19 protein-coding genes are annotated in these 19,624 nt (G+C 64.9%); 11 read left to right on the top strand and 8 right to left on the bottom strand.

The features are described 5' to 3' along the window. The 5 genes from FJ978_RS26995 to FJ978_RS26975 all read left to right on the top strand — a co-directional run. A partial coding sequence (locus tag FJ978_RS26995) for a hydantoinase B/oxoprolinase family protein (RefSeq protein WP_140575484.1) occupies positions 1–1,233 on the top strand: 1,233 nt, incomplete at its 5' end. A gap of 128 nt (positions 1,234–1,361) precedes the next feature. Continuing rightward, positions 1,362–2,138, top strand: coding sequence for an ABC transporter substrate-binding protein (locus FJ978_RS26990; protein ID WP_140575481.1), 777 nt, complete (start codon positions 1,362–1,364; stop codon positions 2,136–2,138). A 65-nt stretch (positions 2,139–2,203) separates the two neighbouring features. Beyond that, the gene (locus FJ978_RS26985; RefSeq protein ID WP_246678215.1) at positions 2,204–3,319 is read left to right on the top strand and encodes an aminomethyltransferase family protein; all 1,116 of its coding nucleotides are present in this window, start codon (positions 2,204–2,206) and stop codon (positions 3,317–3,319) included. A 59-nt stretch (positions 3,320–3,378) separates the two neighbouring features. Continuing rightward, positions 3,379–3,585 (top strand): hypothetical protein, encoded by a 207-nt coding sequence (locus tag FJ978_RS26980; RefSeq protein ID WP_140575476.1) that lies wholly within the window; start codon positions 3,379–3,381, stop codon positions 3,583–3,585. Positions 3,586–3,588: 3 nt separating this feature from the next. Then, the gene (locus FJ978_RS26975) at positions 3,589–4,134 is read left to right on the top strand and encodes a Fic family protein (RefSeq protein ID WP_140575473.1); all 546 of its coding nucleotides are present in this window, start codon (positions 3,589–3,591) and stop codon (positions 4,132–4,134) included. A 14-nt stretch (positions 4,135–4,148) separates the two neighbouring features. Here the strand turns inward: FJ978_RS26975 and FJ978_RS26970 are convergent, their stop codons facing one another. The 6 genes from FJ978_RS26970 to FJ978_RS26945 form a co-directional block, all read right to left on the bottom strand. Continuing rightward, on the bottom strand, positions 4,149–4,805 hold the full coding sequence (locus FJ978_RS26970; RefSeq protein WP_140575471.1) for a methionine ABC transporter permease: 657 nt from the start codon (positions 4,803–4,805) through the stop codon (positions 4,149–4,151). Next, positions 4,786–5,883 carry a methionine ABC transporter ATP-binding protein gene (locus FJ978_RS26965; protein ID WP_140575468.1) on the bottom strand — a complete coding sequence of 366 codons (1,098 nt, stop codon included), beginning with the start codon at positions 5,881–5,883 and terminating at the stop codon, positions 4,786–4,788. The genes FJ978_RS26970 and FJ978_RS26965 overlap by 20 nt, the downstream gene beginning before the upstream one ends. 93 nt (positions 5,884–5,976) lie before the next feature. Then, positions 5,977–6,831 (bottom strand): MetQ/NlpA family lipoprotein, encoded by an 855-nt coding sequence (locus tag FJ978_RS26960; RefSeq protein WP_140575466.1) that lies wholly within the window; start codon positions 6,829–6,831, stop codon positions 5,977–5,979. Positions 6,832–7,075: 244 nt separating this feature from the next. Further along, positions 7,076–8,563, bottom strand: coding sequence for an aldehyde dehydrogenase (locus tag FJ978_RS26955; protein ID WP_140575463.1), 1,488 nt, complete (start codon positions 8,561–8,563; stop codon positions 7,076–7,078). Next, positions 8,560–9,768 (bottom strand): cytochrome P450, encoded by a 1,209-nt coding sequence (locus tag FJ978_RS26950; protein ID WP_246678214.1) that lies wholly within the window; start codon positions 9,766–9,768, stop codon positions 8,560–8,562. The genes FJ978_RS26955 and FJ978_RS26950 overlap by 4 nt, the downstream gene beginning before the upstream one ends. Positions 9,769–9,832: 64 nt before the next feature. After that, positions 9,833–11,281, bottom strand: a complete 1,449-nt coding sequence (locus FJ978_RS26945) for an APC family permease (RefSeq protein ID WP_013891938.1) — start codon at positions 11,279–11,281, stop codon at positions 9,833–9,835. Between the two features lie 190 nt (positions 11,282–11,471). Between FJ978_RS26945 and FJ978_RS26940 the strand changes: the two genes are divergently transcribed. Genes FJ978_RS26940 through FJ978_RS26915 form a run of 6 tightly spaced genes read left to right on the top strand, consistent with a single transcriptional unit; the run spans position 11,472 to position 17,919 of the window. Continuing rightward, positions 11,472–12,242: an IclR family transcriptional regulator gene (locus FJ978_RS26940; RefSeq protein WP_140575458.1), complete on the top strand. Its 771-nt coding sequence runs from the start codon at positions 11,472–11,474 to the stop codon at positions 12,240–12,242. Beyond that, a complete protein-coding gene (locus tag FJ978_RS26935; protein WP_140575455.1) occupies positions 12,242–13,522 on the top strand; it encodes a Tm-1-like ATP-binding domain-containing protein in 1,281 nt (426 codons plus the stop codon). Before FJ978_RS26940 ends, FJ978_RS26935 begins: the two co-directional genes overlap by 1 nt. Continuing rightward, the gene (locus tag FJ978_RS26930; protein WP_140575453.1) at positions 13,519–14,187 is read left to right on the top strand and encodes an HAD-IA family hydrolase; all 669 of its coding nucleotides are present in this window, start codon (positions 13,519–13,521) and stop codon (positions 14,185–14,187) included. The genes FJ978_RS26935 and FJ978_RS26930 overlap by 4 nt, the downstream gene beginning before the upstream one ends. Positions 14,188–14,208: 21 nt before the next feature. Then, the gene (locus FJ978_RS26925) at positions 14,209–15,558 is read left to right on the top strand and encodes an aminotransferase class III-fold pyridoxal phosphate-dependent enzyme (RefSeq protein ID WP_140575450.1); all 1,350 of its coding nucleotides are present in this window, start codon (positions 14,209–14,211) and stop codon (positions 15,556–15,558) included. A 37-nt stretch (positions 15,559–15,595) separates the two neighbouring features. Next, positions 15,596–16,903 (top strand): aminotransferase class III-fold pyridoxal phosphate-dependent enzyme, encoded by a 1,308-nt coding sequence (locus tag FJ978_RS26920; RefSeq protein ID WP_140575447.1) that lies wholly within the window; start codon positions 15,596–15,598, stop codon positions 16,901–16,903. Next, the gene (locus FJ978_RS26915; RefSeq protein ID WP_140575445.1) at positions 16,900–17,919 is read left to right on the top strand and encodes a phosphotransferase; all 1,020 of its coding nucleotides are present in this window, start codon (positions 16,900–16,902) and stop codon (positions 17,917–17,919) included. The genes FJ978_RS26920 and FJ978_RS26915 overlap by 4 nt, the downstream gene beginning before the upstream one ends. Before the next feature lie 21 nt (positions 17,920–17,940). Here FJ978_RS26915 and hpaH read toward each other — a convergent pair whose 3' ends face one another. Together hpaH and FJ978_RS26905 are read right to left on the bottom strand one after the other, a co-directional pair. Next, positions 17,941–18,747, bottom strand: coding sequence for a 2-oxo-hept-4-ene-1,7-dioate hydratase (gene hpaH / locus FJ978_RS26910; RefSeq protein ID WP_140575442.1), 807 nt, complete (start codon positions 18,745–18,747; stop codon positions 17,941–17,943). Then, a complete protein-coding gene (locus FJ978_RS26905; protein WP_023765410.1) occupies positions 18,744–19,616 on the bottom strand; it encodes a fumarylacetoacetate hydrolase family protein in 873 nt (290 codons plus the stop codon). The genes hpaH and FJ978_RS26905 overlap by 4 nt, the downstream gene beginning before the upstream one ends. Positions 19,617–19,624: the final 8 nt, after the last annotated feature.

Here is a 19,624-nt window from a genome sequence, read left to right as displayed (position 1 = left end):
ATCTACGCCATCATCTGCTCCAACATCCGCGTCGCCGACCAGCGCATTGGCGACATCCGGGCCCAGGCCGCGGCATTGCTGATCGGCCAGGACCGGCTCAACGGAATCCTGGATCGTTACGGTGACGAAACCATTGTCGAGGCGATCGCCGAGCTGCGCCGCCGTGCCGCCGAACAGATGCGCGCCAACATAGCGGCCATTCCCGACGGTACCTACCGCTCCAGGGCCTTCGTTGATTCCGATGGGGTGGTCAACGAACCGCTGACCATCGCGCTCGCGGTCGAGAAGAAGGGCGATACGCTGACCTTCGATTTCGCCGGCTCGTCACAGCCGTGCGCCGGGCCGATGAACAGCGTTCTGGCGACGACGTTGTCCTCGGTCTATCTCGCCATGCGCCACATTTTCCCCGACGTGCCGATCAGTGCCGGCGCCTTCGAGCCGCTGATCGTCAAGCGGCCGGAAGGCACCTTCCTCGACGCCAGATATCCGCGCCCCGTGTCGGGCTGTGCGGCCGAAGTGTCGCAGCGTATCGCCGAGGCGGTGTTCGCCGCCATGGTGCAGGCGCTGCCGGACAAGGTGACGGCGGCTCCCGCCGGCTCCAGCGGCAATTTCGCGCTCGGCGGCAACGATCCGGCACGGGGCCGCGATTACGTGATGTACCAGATTTCCGGCGGCGGCTATGGCGGCAATTCAGGCCATGACGGCCTGACCAATGGCTGCTCGACCATCGGCATTTCCAAGTCGCCTCCGGTCGAGATCATGGAACAGGCGTTTCCGGTGCTCTACCGTCACTATGCCTTGCGCGAAGGCTCGGGCGGCGCCGGCAAGCATCGCGGCGGTTTCGGCCTCGCCTATGAGATCGAGATCCTGCGCGGCGACGCGCGCGCCTCCTTCGTCATGGATCACGGCCGTTTCGGCCCGCAAGGCGCGCTCGGCGGCAGCGACGGCGAGCCCAACACGGTAACCGTGTTCCGCAATGGCGAGGAACATGTGCCGCCGCATTTGTCCAAGGAGCAGGATATCCCGCTGAAGGCCGGTGACCGCGTGCGCGTCGGCACTCCGGGCGGTGGCGGCTATGGCGATCCATTCCAGCGCGACGCCGATCAGGTGCAACGCGATGTGGCGCTGGGATATTATACACCGAAGGAAGCCAGCCAAAAATTCGGCGTGGCGCTGTCGGCGAACGACCTTTCCGTTGACCGCAAGGCGACGGAAGCACAGCGCGCGGGCTAGCCAACCCAAAGCCTTCAGTCCTCGCGAGGACAGCCTGCCGCGCCGTGATCGCCGCAGCAGATGTCGTTTCCGTCTCCGCCGCGCGCATGAAAGCCCGTAGACTTCGCCAGTCAACGGGGATCTGGACCATGCGTCTTTTCGGTCGTTTCGTGCTTGCCGCTTCCGTCGCTCTCACCCTCGCCGCGGGCGCCGCTTCCGCCCAGGACAACAAACTCAGGATCGGTACCGAGGGCGCCTATCCGCCCTTCAACTATGCCAATGCCGACGGCACGCTCGGCGGCTTCGACATCGATCTAGGCAAGGCGCTGTGCGCCGAGATGAAAGCCGAATGCGAATTCACGGTGCAGGATTTCGACGGCTCGATTCCCGCGCTCCAGGCCGGCAAGTTCGACGCCATCATCAACATCACCATCACGCCCGAGCGGGCCGAGAAGGTCGAGTTCACCCGCAAATACTACCAGACGCCGCCGGCCATCGCAGTGCCGAAGGATTCGCCCATCGCGGGCACCTCGCCCGAAGATCTGAGAGGCAAGGCGCTCGGCGTGCAGACCGCCACCATCCATCAGAAATTCGCCGAGCAGAAATACGCAGGCTCGACCGTCAAGGCCTATCCGACCGGCGACGACGCCCGCACCGACATGGCCAACGGCCGGCTCGACGCGATGATGGATGGCTCGATCATCCTGACCGAATGGCTGAAGAAGCCCGACGGCGCCTGCTGCAAGCTGCTCGGCACGCTGACAGCCGATCCGGCCATTCACGGACCCGGCGTCGGCATCGCGCTGCAGAAGGGCAACAAGGAATTGGCCGACAAGTTCAATGCGGCCATCGACGCGCTGCGCGCCGCCGGAAAGTACAAGGAAATCAACGACAAGTACTTCTCGTTCGACGTCTACGGGAATTGAGGCTGACACCAAATGCGTTCCGGCAGCGCCGCTTGGCGCTGCCGTTTTCATGAATGGAGACTTTCTTGGCTGAGCGGCGCTCCCCCTTCTACAGCAGCATCGTCGGATTGGGCGCGACTATGGGTCGGGTCGGTGGCGATTTCATCTCGGCCAAATATTATTCCGGCATCGCCGACGAGCACCTGAACACGCGCAAGAATGTCGGCGTGCAGGATCTCAGCACCATGGGCAAGATGGACATCAAGGGGCCGGACGCCGAGGCGCTGGTCAACCATGTCACCGTCAACGATGCCGCGGCCATGAAGCCGGGCCAGGTGCGCTACTCCACGGTCTGCCGCGAGGATGGCGGCATCCTGGACGACCTCACCGTGTTCCGACTGGGGACCGAGCATTTCATGCTGGTGACCGGCTCGGTCAATCGGTTGAAGATGCTCCCCTGGCTGCTGCATCATGCCGAAGGACGCAAGGCCTATGTCACCGATATCACCGCAGCGGTCGCCTTCCCGACTATCCAGGGCCCACGCTCACGCGACCTGTTGAAAGCGCTGGTTAGGGATGCCGATCTGGACGGGCTGAAGCGCTGGGCGTTCACCTCGGGGCGCGTCGGGGAGACCAAGGTGCTGATCTCGCGCACCGGAGTCACCGGCGAACTCGGCTTCGAACTCTTCGTGCCGGCCGACGAGGCGGCCTCGGTCTGGGAAAGGCTGATGCAGGCCGGGCGGGACTTCGGCCTGAAACCCTATGGCGTGCTGGCGATGTTTACGCTCGGTCTGGAAAAGGCCTATCCGGCGCATGGCATCGACATGGATGAGAGCCGCACGCCGTTCCATGTCGGCCTCGACCGCTGGATCAAGTTCGACAAGGGCGATTTCATCGGCCGCGAGGCCCTGCTCAAGGTCCGAGACAAGGGCCTCGACGAACGCTGGACCGGATTGGTCCTCGATGGGGATAAGCCAGCCACGACGGATGCCAGGGTGATGGCCGATGGCGAGGACGCCGGCATCGTCACCTACAGCGATCATGGCTATTCCCTCGGCAAGGTACTGGCGACGGCGCATCTGCGGCTGCCCTTCACCGCCATCGGCACCGAACTGAGCATCGAGATAGAGGGCAAGCCGATGCGCGCGGTGGTGGCGCCGATGCCTTTCTTCGATCCGGAAGGGGCGAGGCTGAGGGGCTAGTCCAACTTGCCACGGAAATCGCTTTGGCCCCCCTCCCAAGGTTGTGATACGATCTCGAAATGAAGTCTCCCAGTTCAAGAACCATCCGTTCGGCCAAGACCGGCCAGTTCGTTCTGACGAGCGGGCGCGGCGAGAAAATTAGCGCCGTCGAAGGCATGAAGCTGTCGCCCCGCATGGCTAAGGTACTAAGCCACAGTGCGCGGCACGGACTGTCCGGTGATGAGCGGCGTTCGCTCATCAAGGAAGAAATCCGCAAAAAGAAATAGACGTTGGCCTACGTCGCCGAGTTCGATCCGCTCTGCTACCCCGGCACGACGGTGCTCATCAATTTGCTGGACATTCGTGACCAGACCGAACTCGATGAGGTCGAGCTCGCTCTGTTCTTGACACGCGCTGACGAACCTCTTCCGGCAGGCGAACTGGACTATCCTCATTATCGCAGTCTGCACCGGCATCTGTTCCAGGACGTGTATGCCTGGGCCGGTCAGCCGCGCACCATCCGCATCGGAAAGGGCGGCAGCTGGTTCTGTTATCCCGAGCACATCGCGACTGAGATGGCGCGGGTGTTCCGCGAACTCGGCAATCCCGACCGTTTAGCCGACCTAGACAGCGTCGGCTTTTCCGGGCACGCCGCCCACATCGTCGCGGAGATCAATGCCGTGCATCCGTTTCGCGAAGGCAACGGCCGAACCCAACTCACCTTCCTCGCGATGCTCGCCGAGCACGCGGGCCTGACATTTAATGCCGACATCCTTGACAGTTTCAGCGGTTCCGAAGCGCCCTTGCAAGCACTGATAGAAGACATCATCGCCTAGTTCGTCAGCCGGTCTCATCCCCGCCGATCCAGCCGCGCCACCAGCCGGTCGCCGACCCACTGGATGCCGCAGACCAGCACGATCAGCACGATGACCACGGCAATCATCACCGACGTCTCGAACCGCTGGTAGCCGTAGCGGATGGCGAGGTCGCCGAGGCCGCCGGCACCGATGGCTCCGGCCATCGCCGAGGCGCCGATCAGCGTCACCAAGGTCACCGTGAAACCGGCGACGATGCCGGGCAGGGCTTCGGGCACCAGCACCTCGCGGATGATCGTCCAGCGGTTGCCGCCCATGGCGCGGGCCGCCTCGATCAGGCCATGGTCGACCTCGCGCAGCGACACTTCGGCGATGCGCGCATAATAGGGCGTGGCCGCGATCGACAGCGGCACGATGGCCGCCCATGTGCCGATCGAGGTGCCGACGATCAGCCTGGTCAGCGGGATCAGCGCCACCAGAAGGATGATGAAGGGCATCGAGCGGAAACCGTTGATGACGGCGCCGAGCACGCGGTTGACCCATAGGCTTTCGGCGATGCCGCCGCGTTCGGTGGCGATCAAGGCCAGCCCCAGCGGCAGGCCGAACACCAGCGAGATGAGGCCGGAGGCGGCCGTCATCAGCACCGTCTCCCAGATCGAACGCAGCAGAAGCTCAAACAGGATCGCCGACATGGCCAAGCACCTCCACCCGCGCCTGGCGGGACTTCAGGAATGTGATCACCGCGGCGAGATGGCTTGCATCCTTGCCGGGGAGGGAAAGGAACAGCGTGCCGACGGGCTGCTGCTGGACATGGTCGATGCCGCCGTGGATAAGGCGGAATGGACCAGGCACCGTTGCCGCGAGATCGGACAGCAACGGCCCGCGTGCGGCGTCGCCGGCGACATCGACGCGCAGGATGGTGTCGGCGCCGGCGGACGGCAGCAACCGCGCTGCGAATTCGGCCGGCAATTGCGGCCGGATCGCGCCAAGCAGGCTTCTTGTGATGTCCGAGCGCGGATCGGCGAACACCGACCAGACCGGCCCTTCCTCGACGATGCGCCCGGTGTCGATCACCGCCACGCGGTCGGCGATCGAGCGGATCACCTCCATCTCATGGGTGATCAAAAGGATGGTCAGGCCAAGCTGCCGGTTGATGTCCTTGAGCAGCGCGAGAATGGAGCGTGTCGTTTCCGGGTCGAGCGCCGAGGTGGCTTCGTCCGACAACAGCAGCGCCGGCCGTGCGGCCAGCGCCCGGGCGATGCCGACGCGCTGCTTCTGTCCGCCCGACAGCGACGCCGGATAGGCTTTGGCCTTTTCCGACAGGCCGACGAGGTCGAGCAGTTCGGCCGCTCGCGCGAGCCGTTCCGCTTTCGAGCGGCCCTCGATCTTCAGCGGCAGCGCGACATTGTCCTCGACGGTCTTGGCCGACAAAAGGTTGAAATGCTGGAAGATCATGCCGATACGCCGGCGCAGCGGCTGCAGGTCGCGCTCGCCGAGCCGGCTGATCTCGCGGCCTTCGATGAACACTTGACCGGAATCGGGCCGCTCCAGACCGTTCAGGCAGCGGATCAGTGTCGATTTGCCGGCGCCGCTGCGGCCGATGATGCCGAGGATCTCGCCCTTGCGTACCGTCAGCGAGATGCCGTCGAGCGCCGCCGTGGCGCCGAAGCGGCGCTTCAGGTCGACAAGGCGCACCACGTCCCGAGACGCGTCAGGCCGGCCCTGGATCGGGTCGGCGGTGCCTGCGACTGCCGTGAAATGCTGGTTCATGCGTGTTCCTGTTCTCGTCATCCGAAAACGCAATTGCGGCCCGCGCTCGAGCGCGGACCGCCATGGCTCTCGAACCGGACACCCGGTCCGTTCTCAATAAGCGCTGAGGCCGGTGCCCTTGTAGACCTTGTCGAACTCGGCTTTCACGGCCTCGTTCTGGTACGAAGCGACCAGCGTCTTCACCCAGGCCTCGTTCTCGTTGCCGACCTTGACCGCGATGAAGTTGCGGTACGGGTTGTCGGCGATCGGCTCCTGCGCGATGCGGTTCTCCGGCGTCAGGCCGCTTTTCAGCGCCCAGTCGGTGTTGACCACGGCCGCGTCGAGATCCTCGACCGAGCGGCCGACGATGCCGGCGTCAAGCTCCTTGATCTCGACCTTCTTGGGGTTTTCCGCGATGTCGGCGGTGGTGGCGAGAATGCCGGTGCCGTCCTTCAGCTTGATCACGCCCTCGTTCTGCAGCACCCGCAGCGCGCGGCCTTCATTGGACGGGTCGTTCGGCACGCCGATGACCGCGCCTTCGGGCAGGTCGGCGACCGCTTTGTACTTCTTGGAATAAAGGCCGATCGGCCAGACGCCGGTATAGCCGACGCGCACGATATGGTAGCCCTGGGTCTTGATCTGGTTGTCGAGATAAGGCTGGTGCTGGAAGGCGTTGGCGTCGATCTCGCCGCGCTCCAGCGCCTCGTTGGGCTGGGTATAGTCGTTGAACACCACGGTCTCGATGGTGAGGCCCTTTTCGGCGGCCTGGGCGACGACGACGCGCCAGACATCCTCGTCCTCGCCGCTGATGATGCCGACCTTGATCGCCTTCTTGTCTTCGGCGAAGGAGGCATGGGGAGCCATCAGGCCGCCGATCGCCACCGCCGATGCGAACAGCAGAGCAAGGCCATTGCGCCGGTTGAGGGTTGACCAGGGGGAAGCTGGCGAAGTGTTGTTGACGTCGGACATGATTGATCTCTGCGGTTGTGAAGTCATGGCAGCAAGGGCGGATTGCCTAGGCTTGGTCACATCGTCATAAATTCTATCGATCTTATCAACGAACGTGTTTCGCCGATCTCGCCGAAGCCGGGAATATTCTCTCAAAAATCCTGAGGTGGCGAGCACAAGGCACCGCCGGCCGGCCGCAGGGAACCGCGATGCGACCCTGGGCGCCGCTGCAGGCGCTCAGATTCTCAAGGAGAGCCGAGGGATATCAAAGCGCGATCCAGGCAGTCTTCAGGTCGAGATATTTCTCCAGCGCGTGCAGCGACTTGTCGCGGCCGAAGCCGGACTGCTTGACGCCGCCGAGCGGTACGGTGATGTCGGCGCCGCCATAGGTGTTGACGTGGACGACGCCGGCATTGATGGCGCGCACCATGCGATGCGCGGTGGAAAGATTGGCGGTCCACACCGCCGAGGCAAGCCCGTAGACGGTCGAGTTGGCAAGCCGCACCGCCTCCTCCTCGGTCTCGAAGCGCATCACGCCGAGCACCGGTCCGAACACCTCCTCGCGGGCAAGCTGCATGTCCTGTGTGACATTCTCGAAGATCGTCGGCGCCATGTAGCTGCCGCCGGTCTCGGTGAGTATGCGCTCGCCGCCGGTGACCAGCCTTGCGCCTTCTTCGGTGGCCTTGGCGACGAAGCCGAGGTTCTTGTCCAATTGCTCGGCGCTCGATACCGCGCCGACGTCGCTCGCGAGATCGAGCGGATCGCCGACCCTAAGCCGCGTGGTTGCCGAGAGAAGTTCGTCCATGAAGCGGTCATAGACCGACGATTGGACGAGCAGACGCGAGCCGGCGACGCACACCTGGCCGGAATTGCGGAAGATGCCGTTGGCCGAGACGACCGCCGCCTGCTTCAGGTCTGGAGCATCGGCAAAGACGATGTTGGGCGACTTGCCGCCGAGTTCGAGGAAGACACGCTTCAGGTTGGAACGGGCGGAATAGTCGAGCAGCCGCCGGCCGACCGGCCCGGAGCCGGTGAAGGCGATGGCGTCGACATCCATATGCAGCCCGAGCGCTTCGCCGGCAACCGCGCCACGACCGGTGACGACGTTGAGCACGCCGGCGGGCAAGCCGGCCTCGCTGGCCAGTTCCGCCAGCCGCAGCAGCGTCAGCGACGCGATCTCCGGCGGCTTGACCACCACGCAATTGCCGGCGGCAAGTGCCGGCGCGATCTTCCAGGCGCCGATCATCATCGGGAAATTCCACGGCACGATGACACCGACGACGCCGAGCGGCTCCTTGTGGATCAGCCCCAGCACATTCTCGGCCGTCGGCGCGATCTCGCCATAGACCTTGTCGATCGCCTCGGCGTAATAGCGGATGGTCCCGGCCGCCGACAGCGGTTCGGCCTTGTAGGCCATGCCGATTTCGGTGCCATTGTCGCGCACGCCGAGCACAGCCAGTTCATCGATGTGCTTTTCGACCAGCTCGGCGAGCCTGGTCAGCACCTTCTTGCGAAAGGCGGGTGCCGCGCGCGACCACGCGCCCTTCTCGAATGCCTTGCGCGCCGCCCGGGCCGCGCGGTCGACATCGGCGGCATTGCCGTCGGCGATGCTGGCAAAAGGCCGGCCGTCGATCGGCGATATCACGGGCAGGGTCGCGCCGCCTGTCGCCTCGGCCTGCGCGCCATCGATGAACAGGCCACGCGCGCCGATCTCGGCCTTGCGCAGGATATCGATGGCATTCTGGGTGATCATTTGGGACCGACTCCGAAACTGACATGCAATGTGGTGGGCGCCCGGAATTCCCAGCCGCGGAACACCGGCTCCTTGCCGGGCACCAGTCTGAGATCGGGAAAGCGCTCGAGCAGCAGCCGTACCGCAAGGCACATCTGCTCGCGCGCGAAAAACCGGCCGGAACAGAAATGATGGCCGAAGCCGAAGGCGGCGTGATTGCCTTCGTCGCGGTCGATGTCGAAGCGGTCGGGGTCGGCAAACCGGCTCTCGTCGCGGCTGGCCGAGGAGACAAGTGCCGCCACTGGTGCGCCGGCGGGGATGGTGGCTCCGCCGATCTCGACCGCGCGGGTCGTTTCGCGTGTCTGCGTGCCGATCGGCGCCACCCAGCGCAGGCCTTCGTCGACCGCCTTGGGCACGAAGGTCTCGGGATCGGCGAGCACCTTGCGCAACTGGTCGGGGCTCCTCAGCAGGCCGACAAGGATCGAGCCGGCGCCGTGGCCCGGCTCCTGTATGCCGCCGAGCAGGATCACCTTGACGGTCGGCATCAGGAAGTCGATCGGTCGCGTTTTGCCTACCGGCATGCCGTCATGCAGCATGTGCGACAACGCGGAATCGTCGGGCTCGCGGACCAGCCTTTCCAGCGTCGGCGTCACCGCATCGCCGACCTCTGCGCCGATCGCGTCGGCGATTTCCTGCCGCTTAGGGTCCTTCTCGAAATTGATGGCGCCCTGGGCAAGGCCATAGAACCAGCGGCGCAGGGTCGGCATGTCGATGTCGGTAAGGCCGAGCGAGCGTGCCAGGCTGAGCGTCGACACCGGTTCGAAATAATCGGCCATCAGTTCGGCCGAACCTTGGCTGGCGATCCGGTCGAGATACGGCTCGGCGATCGAGCGCACGAGATCGCCGGCATAGGAGGCGACGGTGCGTGGCCGGTATTTCGGGTCGACGCCCTGGCGAAGGTGCTTGTGGATCTCGCCGTCGGTGGTCAGGATCGTCGGCTTGCCGAAGGAGCGCTCGACCGGCGATACGCCGGCCTTGACGATTGCGGAGAAGATGTCGGGCGACTTCGCCACCAGTTCGACATCCTTCCAGCGGGTGACGAACCAGAGATTGACCGAGGGCACGAAGGCGACCGGCGCGCTGCGCCTGAGTTCGGCATAGATCGGATAGGGATCGGCTTCCAGCGCCTCGACGGTGATGTTTTCGGCAAAGCTCAAGGCCGCCACTCCCTTTGTGATGGAAGGGGCGGCGTCACTCCGCCCCGCTACGTCTCTCGATCCGGTGTTTCGCTCAATCCTTCAGGGGCAGACCGAGGCTTTCGAAGGCCACCGGATCGCGGCTCTTCAAGGCGCCGGCCAGCAGCAGGCCGACCACCGCGGCGATCAGCACCAGCCCCGGCAGGAACACGCCGAGAAAGCCGCCGGCCCCCGACAGGCTGCCGAAATTGATGACGATCAGATAGATGATGACGACGAAGGCGATGAAGGTCAGCCCGGGCAGGATGGTCGTCTTCAGGGCATTTTCCTGCGCCGACGGATTGGCGCGGAAATACATGACCACGGCGAGCGAGGCCACCGCCATCATGACGATGACGCCGAGCGTCGCGACATTGGTCAGCCAGGAAAACAGCGCCAGCACCGGATCGAGGCCGAGCACGGCGAACAGACCGACGACGACGGCCGCCAGCACGCTCTGGATCACCGAGGCGACATGCGGGCTCTGGTGCGCCGAATGCGTCACGCCGATCGACTGCGGCAAAAGCTTCTCGCGGCCCGAGACATAGATGTAGCGCGCGACCGCATTGTGAAACGCCAGCACGCCGGCGAACAGGCTCGACACGAACAGGATGCTCATCGCCTGCGACAGCATCGTGCCTGCGTAGCGGTCGGACAGGCCGAACAGGAACGTCGTCGGATCCTGCAAGCCCTGCAGTGCCGGCAGCAATTTGTCGACACCGGCGCCGACCGCCATCAGCCAGGCGGTCACCATGTAGAAGACGCCGATCAACACCACGGAGATATAGGTGGCGCGCGGTATCGTGACCTTGGGATCGCGTGCCTCCTCGGCATAGATCGTCGTTGCCTCGAAGCCGATGAACGCCGCGAAGCAGAACAGGATGGCGATCGCCGGCGCACCGCTGGTGATCTGGCTCCAGCTGAAGGGTGCGGCCGACAGTCCGCTGTCGCCGCCGGTCTTGAGGATAGCGATGTCGAGGATCAGCACCACGGCGTATTCGCAGAGAACCAGCACCGTCAGGATCTTGGCCGATAGGTCGACCTGGCGGTAACCGAGCACGGCGACGAGCGCGATGGCGATGAAGCTCCACACCCACCAGGGCAGGTTGATGCCCCAGCCGGCGAACAGTCCGGCGGTAGCGGCACCCAAAAGGCCCATGACGCCGATCTGCATGGCGTTGTAGGACAGGATCGCGATCAGCGCCGTGGCGCCGCCGGCATGGCCGCCGAGCCCGCGCGCCGCGTAGGCATAAAAGGCGCCGGCATTGCCGACATGCCGCGACATGGCGACATAGCCGACCGCGAACAACAACAGCAGCACCGTCACGATGAGATAGGTGCCGGCAAAGCCGGCGCCATTGCCCATCAGCATGCCGAGCGGCGTGCCGCCGGCCACCGCCGTGAGCGGAGCCGCCGCCGAAATCACCATGAAGGTGATGGCGCCCACGCCGAGGCTGTTCTTGCGCAGCCTGTTGGCTGGCGCCTGTTCCAAAACTGCTGTCATTGGTCCCTCCTATTTGCAAACCAAGATCGGTTTGCTGGCCGCATGGCCTGTCCCATATCGCTCTGGCGGTTCGGTTCATTATTTGAACCATTATTTTGAATATAGACTTGCAAACAAACCGGCTTCCTGTCAAGTTAATTCACACGTTAAATGATTGCCTCTGAATGGATGGCAATGCCGGGAGGTAAATTTGGGTACGGTTGGAAAAGCGATCTCGCTTCTGGAGCTGTTCACCGTGGCGGAGCCCGAACTCGGCCTGTCCGATCTGGCGCGCCGGTCGGGCTTCGACAAGGCGACGACGCGGCGGCTGCTGGTTGCGCTGACCGCCCATGGCTTCGTCGAGCAGGATGGCGATACGCGGCACTATCGCCTCGGCGCCGGCCTGTCGCGGCTGGCGCGCATCCGCGAGGCCCGCTTCCCCTTCCTGCAGACGGCGGTGCCGCTGGTGCGGGATCTGGCAAGTGCCACGGCCGAGACGGTGCATCTGTCGGAAGTCGGCATCGACAGGCTGGTCACCGTCCATGTAGAGCATCCCACGCGGGCAAACCGGGTCAACGTCGATATCGGCCAGCTCCTGCCGCTGCATTCGACCGCCTCCGGCATCGTCTATCTGGCCTTCGCCAGGGAGGAGACCGTAAAGGCATGCCTGGCGGGTCCCCTCGAGGCGTTCACCGCGCACACGTTGATCGAGCCGGCCGCCATCTCCCGCTCCTTGGATGAGGCGCGCGGGCGCGGCTACTCGATCTGCGACCAGGGCTTGGAAGAAGGTGTCATCGGCGTCGCGGCGGCAATCCTCGCTGCGGACGGCTTCGCGCTCGGCACCATCGCGGTGGCCGCGCCGAAGGCCAGGACGACGGCAGCCGACATCGCGGCACGAGGGCTTGCGGCCGTCGCCGCGGCGCGGGAAATTTCGATGCGTCTCAATGGCGAGAATCTGCAAACCCTGAGGAGGCAGGCCTGATGCCCGTGGATCCCGCGCCCCGCATCCTGGTCATCGGCACCGGCGACACCAAGGCCGATGAGCTGCTGTTCATGAAAGCCTGCATCGAGGCATCGGGCGGCCGCGCCGTCATGATGGATGTCAGCGTGCTCGGCGATCCGCCCTACAGCCCCGATCACGACAAGCATGCCGTGGCCCGCGCTGTCGATGTGACGATCGCCGAGATCGTGTCGAGCGGCGACGAAAACACCGCCATGACACTGATGGCCGGTGGGGCGGTGCAACTGGTGCGCCAACTCCATCAGCGCGGCGAGATCGACGCCTTCATCGCCATCGGCGGTTCGATGGGCACCGATCTGGCGCTCGACGTTGCGCTTTGCCTGCCGCTCGGCGTGCCGAAATTCGTCGTCTCGACCATCGCCTATTCGCACCTCATTCCACCCGAGCGCGTCGCGCCCGACCTGATGATGATCCTCTGGGCGGGAGGGCTCTACGGCCTCAACAACATCTGCAAGCTGGTCCTGTCGCAGGCCTGCGGCGCGGTCGTCGGCGCGGCCAGGATCGTGCTTGCGTCACGCGCGTCGGCGCCTGCTCTCGGGCCGACCATCGGCATGACCTCGCTCGGCGGCAGTTGCCTGCGCTACATGAAGACGCTGAAACCGGCGCTGGAACGGCGCGGCTATGACGTCGCCGTCTTTCACACCACTGGAATGGGCGGCCGTGCCTTCGAATCGATTGCCGGCCAGGGTCATTTCTGCGCGGTGTTCGACTTCAGCCTGCAGGAAATCACCAACCATCTTGCCGGCTCCGTCGTCAGCTCCGGCGCCGACCGGCTGGAGAACGCCGGCGCCCGTGGCATCCCGCAGATCGCGGCACCGGGCGCCGTGGATATGGTCGACCTGCCGACCTGGCAGGATTTGCCGGCTAAGTTTTCGCAGCGGCCGTTTCATGCCCATAACAGGCTGATTGCCTCTGTAACCGTCGATGCCGATGATCGCCGCCAGGTCGCCAGGACCATCGCCGCCAAGCTCGGCGCGTCCAAAGGGCGCTCCGCCTTCATCCTGCCTACGGGCGGCATCCAGGAGTGGGACATGCAGGGCGAACCGCTCTACGAACCCGAGGCCCTTGCCGCCTTCGTCGACGAAATGCGCAAGGCTATTCCCGCTGGGATCGAGTTCCACGAGATCGACGCCCACATCAACAGCGACGCCTTCGTCGCCAAGGCGCTCGAGATCTTCGACCGCTGGGTCGAGGAAGGCATTGTCCCGCGCGGTGCACCTGCCAAGGGAGTGGCCGCGTGAGCGCTGTCCCGGCCCAGGCGCTTGTCCTTGATTTCGGCGGCGTCGTCACGCGAACGCTGTTCGAAACCCATGCCTTGACCGAGCAGGCGCTCGGCCTGAAGCCCGGCGCGCTGCAATGGCGCGGGCCGTTCGATCCGGCCAGTGATCCGCTGTGGCGTGCGATGCAGGCCGACGAGATCAGCGAGCGTGATTATTGGCGCACCCGCACCAGCGAGGTCGGCCGGCTCGTCGGCGAAGACTGGCAGGCGATGGAAACCTTCGTCCAGCGCGCCCGCGGCGCCGAGCCGGAAAAAGTGGTGCGGCCCGAGGCCGACAGTGCCATCCGCGCCGTCCATGCGGCCGGCTTTCGCCTCGCGATCCTGTCCAACGAACTCGACCTGTTCTATGGCGCCGGCTTCCGCCAAAAACTGCCGCTGCTCGGCTTGTTCGATGTGATCGTAGATGCCACCCATACCGGCATCCTCAAGCCCGACCCGCGCGCCTATGCCTTCGTCACCGAAGCGCTCGGCCTGCCCGCCGGCGCTTGCGTATTCGTCGACGACCAGCAGCGCAATATCGATGGCGGCCGTGCCGCCGGCATGCGCACGGTTCATTTCGACGTTGCCCGGCCGGCATTTTCCTACGCCGAGGCACTCGGCCATTTCGACCTCGTCCCCGCCGTCTGAGAACCATTTCCGGAGCCTGTCATGCGCGACATCAATTTCCTCACCGAGACGAACGCCAAGCCGATCTGGCATCCGATGGCGCACCCGGCCGAGATGCGGGCCAATCCGCCAAAGGTGATCATGAAGGGCGAGGGCGTCACCGTCACCGACATCGACGGCAACAGCGTGCTCGATGCCGTCGGTGGTCTGTGGAACGTCAACCTCGGCTACAGCTGCGATCCCATCAAGAAGGCGATCGCCGACCAGCTCGGCGCGCTGCCCTACTATTCGGGCTTTCGCGGCACCTCGACCGGACCATCTATCGAGCTCGCCTACGAACTCTCTGAATGGTTCGCGCCGGAAGGCATGGTGCGGACCTTCTTCACCTCGGGCGGTTCGGATTCGGTAGAGACGGCGCTGCGGCTCGCCCGGCAATACTGGAAGATCCGCGGCCAGGGCGACCGCACGAAATTCCTTGCCCTGAAGAAGGGCTATCACGGCACGCATTTCGGCGCCGCCTCGGTCAACGGCAATGCCAATTTCCGCCGCAACTACGAGCCGCTGCTGCCCGGCGTCTTCCACATTCCCGCACCCTGGACCTTCCGTAACCCGTTCGACGAGACCGATCCGGCTCGGCTGGCGAAACTGTGCGCCAAGGCGCTGGAGGACGAGATCGCTTTCCAGGGCGGCGACACCATCGCCGCCTTCATCATGGAGCCTGTGCTCGGCGCCGGAGGCGTCATCGTTCCGCATGAGAGCTTCATGCCGCTGGTGCGCGAGATCTGCGACCGCCACGAAATCCTTTTGATCGCCGACGAGGTCGTCACCGGCTTTGGCCGCACCGGCGCCTGGGCGGGCTCGCGGCTGTCGGGTGTGAAGCCGGATTTCATGACCATCGCCAAGGCGATCACGTCAGGCTATTTCCCGCTCGGTGCCACGCTGATCGGTGGCAAGGTCGCCGATGTCTTCGAGGCCGACAAGACCAGCTTCGGCGCGATCGGCCACGGCTACACCTATTCCGGCCATCCTGTCGGCTGCGCCGCGGGACTGGCGGCGCTTGCCGAAACCAAACGGCTTCGCCTGAACGAGAACGCCGCAGCGCGCGGTGTCGAACTTGCGGCCGTGCTCGAAGGCCTGAAGGCGAAGCACGCCATCGTTGGCGATGTCAGGTACAAGGGCTTGATGGCGGCGGTCGAGCTGGTCTCCGACCGCGCCACAAAAAAATCCGCCGACAAGAAGACCATGGCCGTGGTCTCGGAGGCGGCCTATGAGGCCGGCGTCATGCTGCGCGTGTCAGGCAACAACATCATCCTGTCGCCGCCGCTGATCATCAGCGCCGCCGACGTCGCCAAAATCGGCGAGGCGATCGGCGCAGGCCTGTCGAAGCTCTGACGGACAATTGAATACAACGAGGCTTTGGAACCGACGGATGACTCAATCGCAGAAGAAGATCGCCGAGGAAACCTTGGTTGGCCGGCGCGGCCGCCTGCTCGGCGCCAAGTCGCAATTGTTCTACGACGAGCCCGTGCACCTCGTGCGCGGCGAAGGCGTCTGGCTCTACGACGCCGACGGCCGCAAATATCTCGATGCTTACAACAATGTCGCCCATGTCGGCCACTGCCACCCGCATGTTGTCGAGGCGCTGTGCCGGCAGGCGAGCCTGCTCAACACCCACAGCCGCTATCTGCACACCGCCATCCTCGATTATGTCGAGCGGTTGACGGGGACGTTCGATGCAAGCCTTTCCACCGCCATCCTGACCTGCACCGGCAGCGAGGCCAACGACATCGCGCTGCGCATGGCGCAGGCGGCATCGGGCCAGATGGGCATCATCGCCACCGATGCCACCTATCACGGCAACACCACGGCGGTTTCGCAGCTCTCGACCCGCATGCCGCCGGTCGGTGGCCGCGCCCGTCATGTCAGGCTGGTGCCGGCACCCGACAGTTTTCGCCATCCCGATCCGATGGCTAACGGCAAGACCTTTGGCGACGTGGTGCGCGAGGCCATTGCCTCGCTGGCGAAAGACGGCATTGGCCTGTCCGGCATGATTCTGTGTCCGCTGCTCGCCAATGAAGGCTTCCCGACACTGCCCAGCGGCTTTTTCGATGATGCCGTGGCGGCGGTGCGCGACGCCGGCGGCCTGGTCATCGCCGATGAGGTGCAGCCCGGCTTCGGCCGCACCGGCAGCCATTTCTGGGGCCATCAGCGCGCCGGCTTCACCCCCGACATCGTCACCATGGGCAAGCCAATGGGCAACGGCCATCCGGTCGCCGCCGTCGTCACCACTGGGCAAATCCTTGCGACGTTCCGCGACGCCTTCCGTTACTTCAACACTTTTGGCGGCAATCCGGTTTCCTGCGCCGTGGCCAGCGCGGTGCTCGATGTCATCGAGCAGGAGAACCTCGTCGGCAATGCGCGCGACGTCGGCGCCCATGCACTCGGGCTGCTGCGCCCGCTGGCGGACCGCCGCGAATGCATCGGCGAGGTCAGGGGCGCGGGTTTGTTCTTCGGCGCCGAGCTGGTCCATGACCGTGAGACCCGCGAGCCCGCGCCTGACATCGCCGGGCGTATCATCAACGCAATGCGCCATCGCGGCGTGCTGGTGGGCAAGACCGGCATTCATGGCAATGTGCTGAAGATACGCCCGCCAATGCCGTTTTCGCGCGACAATGCCGATCTCTTGATCGCAACCTTGGACGAAGTGCTGGAAGAAGTCGGCGGGGTTACGGCGTGAGCGCTGTTTCCGCGCAATCGGAGCCCGAGACGGAAGCGGATGTCACCGCGCTTGCCAGGCGTGCGCTCGAACATTGGGGCGTTCGCGACAGTGAACCGGAACTGCTGAAATACCGCGAAAATGCGGTCTTCCGCATTCGCCTGCCCGATGGCCAGCCGGCCGCCATGCGCATCCACAGGCCGGGCTATCACTCGGATGCCGCGCTGTCTTCGGAATTGCAGTGGATGGGCTTCCTGCAATCGGCCGGGGTCGCCACGCCATCCCCGGTGCCGACGTTGAACGGCGATCTGTTCGTGCCGGTCGGCACCGGCACAGCGGCGCCGCGTCAGGTCGATTGTCTGAGCTGGCTGGAAGGCCGCGCTGTCGGCGCGCGCGGCGTGCCGCTCGGCTATGCGCCCGAACAGGCAAGGCGGGTATTCACGGCCATCGGGCGAACCATCGCCCGCATGCACAATGCCGCCGCCGGCTGGGCGACGCCGCCTGGCTTTGCCCGTCACAGCTGGGATTTCGAAGGCTTTTTCGGTGCGACCCCCATATGGGGCCGTTTCGAAACCTGCCCGTTTCTCGACGATACCAGCCGCGAACTGGTGTTCCGTGCCCACGAGAAGGCGGTCGCGGCGCTATCGCGGCATGAGCGTAGCGCGCGCAATTTCGGCCTGATCCATGCCGATCTGGTGCGCGAGAACGTTCTGCTCGACGGCGACGCCATCCAGATCATCGACTTCGACGATTGCGGCCATGGCTGGCACGTCTACGATCTTGCCGTGGCACTCTACCAGAACCGCGACGAAGCGATCTATCCGCTGATCGAGGCGTCGCTGCTCGATGGCTACCGCCAGGAGCGAGACCTGACGCCAGAGGACATCGCGTCCTTGCCACTGTTTTCAGCGCTACGCGCCTTTGCTTTCCTCGGCTGGGTGCAGAGCCGCGTCGAGGGTGACGTCAACAGGAATGCCGGCATGCGCATCTCGACCATCGCCGCCGACGTGGTAGTGGCTTACCTGCGGGGCACGTGAGCGCTGCTGCCGACTGCGCAGTCAACTCATCGCAAAATGGATGCTGACCGTTCCCGAACTGCCAAAATCGGCAACGATGGTGTCGCCGGGCCGCGCTTCGACCGGCCGCACGAAGGATCCCGACAGCACCACCTCGCCAGCCGCGATCGACATGCCGTAGCGGGCGAGCCGGTCCGCCAGCCAGGCGATGCCCATCGCCGGATGGTTGAGCACGCCGGCGCCAAGCCCGGTCTCCTCGACCTCGGCATTGCGCGAAACAATGGCGCCGATCCAGCGCATGTCGGCTTCTTGCGGTCGCTGCGGCCGGCCGCCCATGACGATGCCGGCATTGGCGGCATTGTCGGAAATCGTGTCGAAGAAGGTGCGTACCTTCTTGGTCTCGGCATTGACACGCTCGATGCGGGTGTCGAGGATTTCAAGCGCCGGCGTGATGTAGTCGGTGGCGTTGAGCACGTCGAAGAGGGTCACGCCGGGCCCCTTCAGCGGCGCCTTCATGACGAAGGCGATCTCGGCCTCGACGCGCGGCTGGATGAAGCGGCCGGTCGGAACCGCAGCGCCGTCGCTGAAGAACATATCGTCGAACAGCACGCCCGAATCCGGCGTGTCGATGGCCAGCGCATATTGCATCGCCTTGGAGGTCAGGCCGATCTTCCAGCCCTTCGGCTTCAGCCCGGCGCCGATCTTGCGCGCCACGAGCGCCGCCTGGACGCGGTAGGCGTCCTCCATCGTTGCCTCGGGAAAATCGAGGCTGAGTAGCCGGATCTGCCGGCGCGACCGCTCGGCCTCGAACAGCCGCGCCGCGGCGTCTTCGACTTGCTCGGGGGTCATACGCTTGCCTCGTCGACGACACCGTTGCGAAGCAGGCCGATACCGTCGGCCTCGACCTCGATCACATCGCCCGGCTTCAGCCAGATCGGCGGATCGAAACGGGCGCCGGCGCCGGTCGGCGTACCGGTGACGATGATATCGCCCGGCACCAGCGTGGTGAAGGTCGAGATGTAGTTGATGATCTTGCGGAAGGGAAAGATCATCCGGCTGGTTCGATCCTGCTGGCGGATCTCGCCATTGACGCGGGTGGAGAGCGCGATATCGGCGATCTGCGCCTCATCCGTGAACGGCACCAGCCATGGGCCGATCGAGCCCGTGCGGTCGAAATTCTTGCCTTGCGTGACGTTGAACTTGGCATGCCGCACCCAGTCGCGGATGGTGCCTTCATTGCACAGCGACAGCGCCGCAATGTGGCCGAGCGCATCGGTCTCGGCGATGCGCCGGCCGCCCTTGCCGATCACGATGACGATCTCGCCCTCATAGTCGAGTTGCGGCGATTCCGGCGGCCGTACCAGTGGCGCGTCATGGCCGACGAAGGAGCGCGGAAAGCGGATGAACAGCGAGGGGTTCGAAGGCGCCGCCTGGCCGTCCTTGTACTCCTCGTTGCGGTCCGGATAGTTGACGCCGACGCAGATGATCTTCTCCGGCGAGGGGATAGGAATGTCGTAGGCGACGGCATCGAGCGGGAAATCGGCGGCGAACGCCTCGGCCTCTTCCGCCAGCCGCCGCAAGGCGCCAGCCTCGATCACTTCGCGCAATGTCGGCCACTGGCTGTAGCGAGCCGCCAGGTCGACGACGCCCTGGCCGGTGACCGCGCCATAGCGCGTCTTGCCGCCGGCGGTGAAGGTGGCGAGCCGGGGCGGGGTCATGCTGCGGC

The sequence above is a fragment of the Mesorhizobium sp. B1-1-7 genome (assembly GCF_006442705.1).
GTDB lineage: Bacteria > Pseudomonadota > Alphaproteobacteria > Rhizobiales > Rhizobiaceae > Mesorhizobium > Mesorhizobium opportunistum.
Note: the sequence above shows the minus strand (reverse complement) of the source record. Positions and strands in the feature narration are given on the sequence as shown.

Coding starts and splice junctions, on each gene's coding strand:
- FJ978_RS26935 (WP_140575455.1), top strand. CDS start 12,242: ATGCCCGTGGATCCCGCGCCCCGCATCCTGGTCATCGGCACCGGCGAC.
- FJ978_RS26955 (WP_140575463.1), bottom strand. CDS start 8,563: ATGATCACCCAGAATGCCATCGATATCCTGCGCAAGGCCGAGATCGGC.
- FJ978_RS26945 (WP_013891938.1), bottom strand. CDS start 11,281: ATGACAGCAGTTTTGGAACAGGCGCCAGCCAACAGGCTGCGCAAGAAC.
- FJ978_RS26905 (WP_023765410.1), bottom strand. CDS start 19,616: ATGACCCCGCCCCGGCTCGCCACCTTCACCGCCGGCGGCAAGACGCGC.
- FJ978_RS26980 (WP_140575476.1), top strand. CDS start 3,379: ATGAAGTCTCCCAGTTCAAGAACCATCCGTTCGGCCAAGACCGGCCAG.
- FJ978_RS26990 (WP_140575481.1), top strand. CDS start 1,362: ATGCGTCTTTTCGGTCGTTTCGTGCTTGCCGCTTCCGTCGCTCTCACC.
- FJ978_RS26965 (WP_140575468.1), bottom strand. CDS start 5,883: ATGAACCAGCATTTCACGGCAGTCGCAGGCACCGCCGACCCGATCCAG.
- FJ978_RS26925 (WP_140575450.1), top strand. CDS start 14,209: ATGCGCGACATCAATTTCCTCACCGAGACGAACGCCAAGCCGATCTGG.
- FJ978_RS26970 (WP_140575471.1), bottom strand. CDS start 4,805: ATGTCGGCGATCCTGTTTGAGCTTCTGCTGCGTTCGATCTGGGAGACG.
- FJ978_RS26920 (WP_140575447.1), top strand. CDS start 15,596: ATGACTCAATCGCAGAAGAAGATCGCCGAGGAAACCTTGGTTGGCCGG.
- FJ978_RS26960 (WP_140575466.1), bottom strand. CDS start 6,831: ATGTCCGACGTCAACAACACTTCGCCAGCTTCCCCCTGGTCAACCCTC.
- hpaH (WP_140575442.1), bottom strand. CDS start 18,747: ATGACCCCCGAGCAAGTCGAAGACGCCGCGGCGCGGCTGTTCGAGGCC.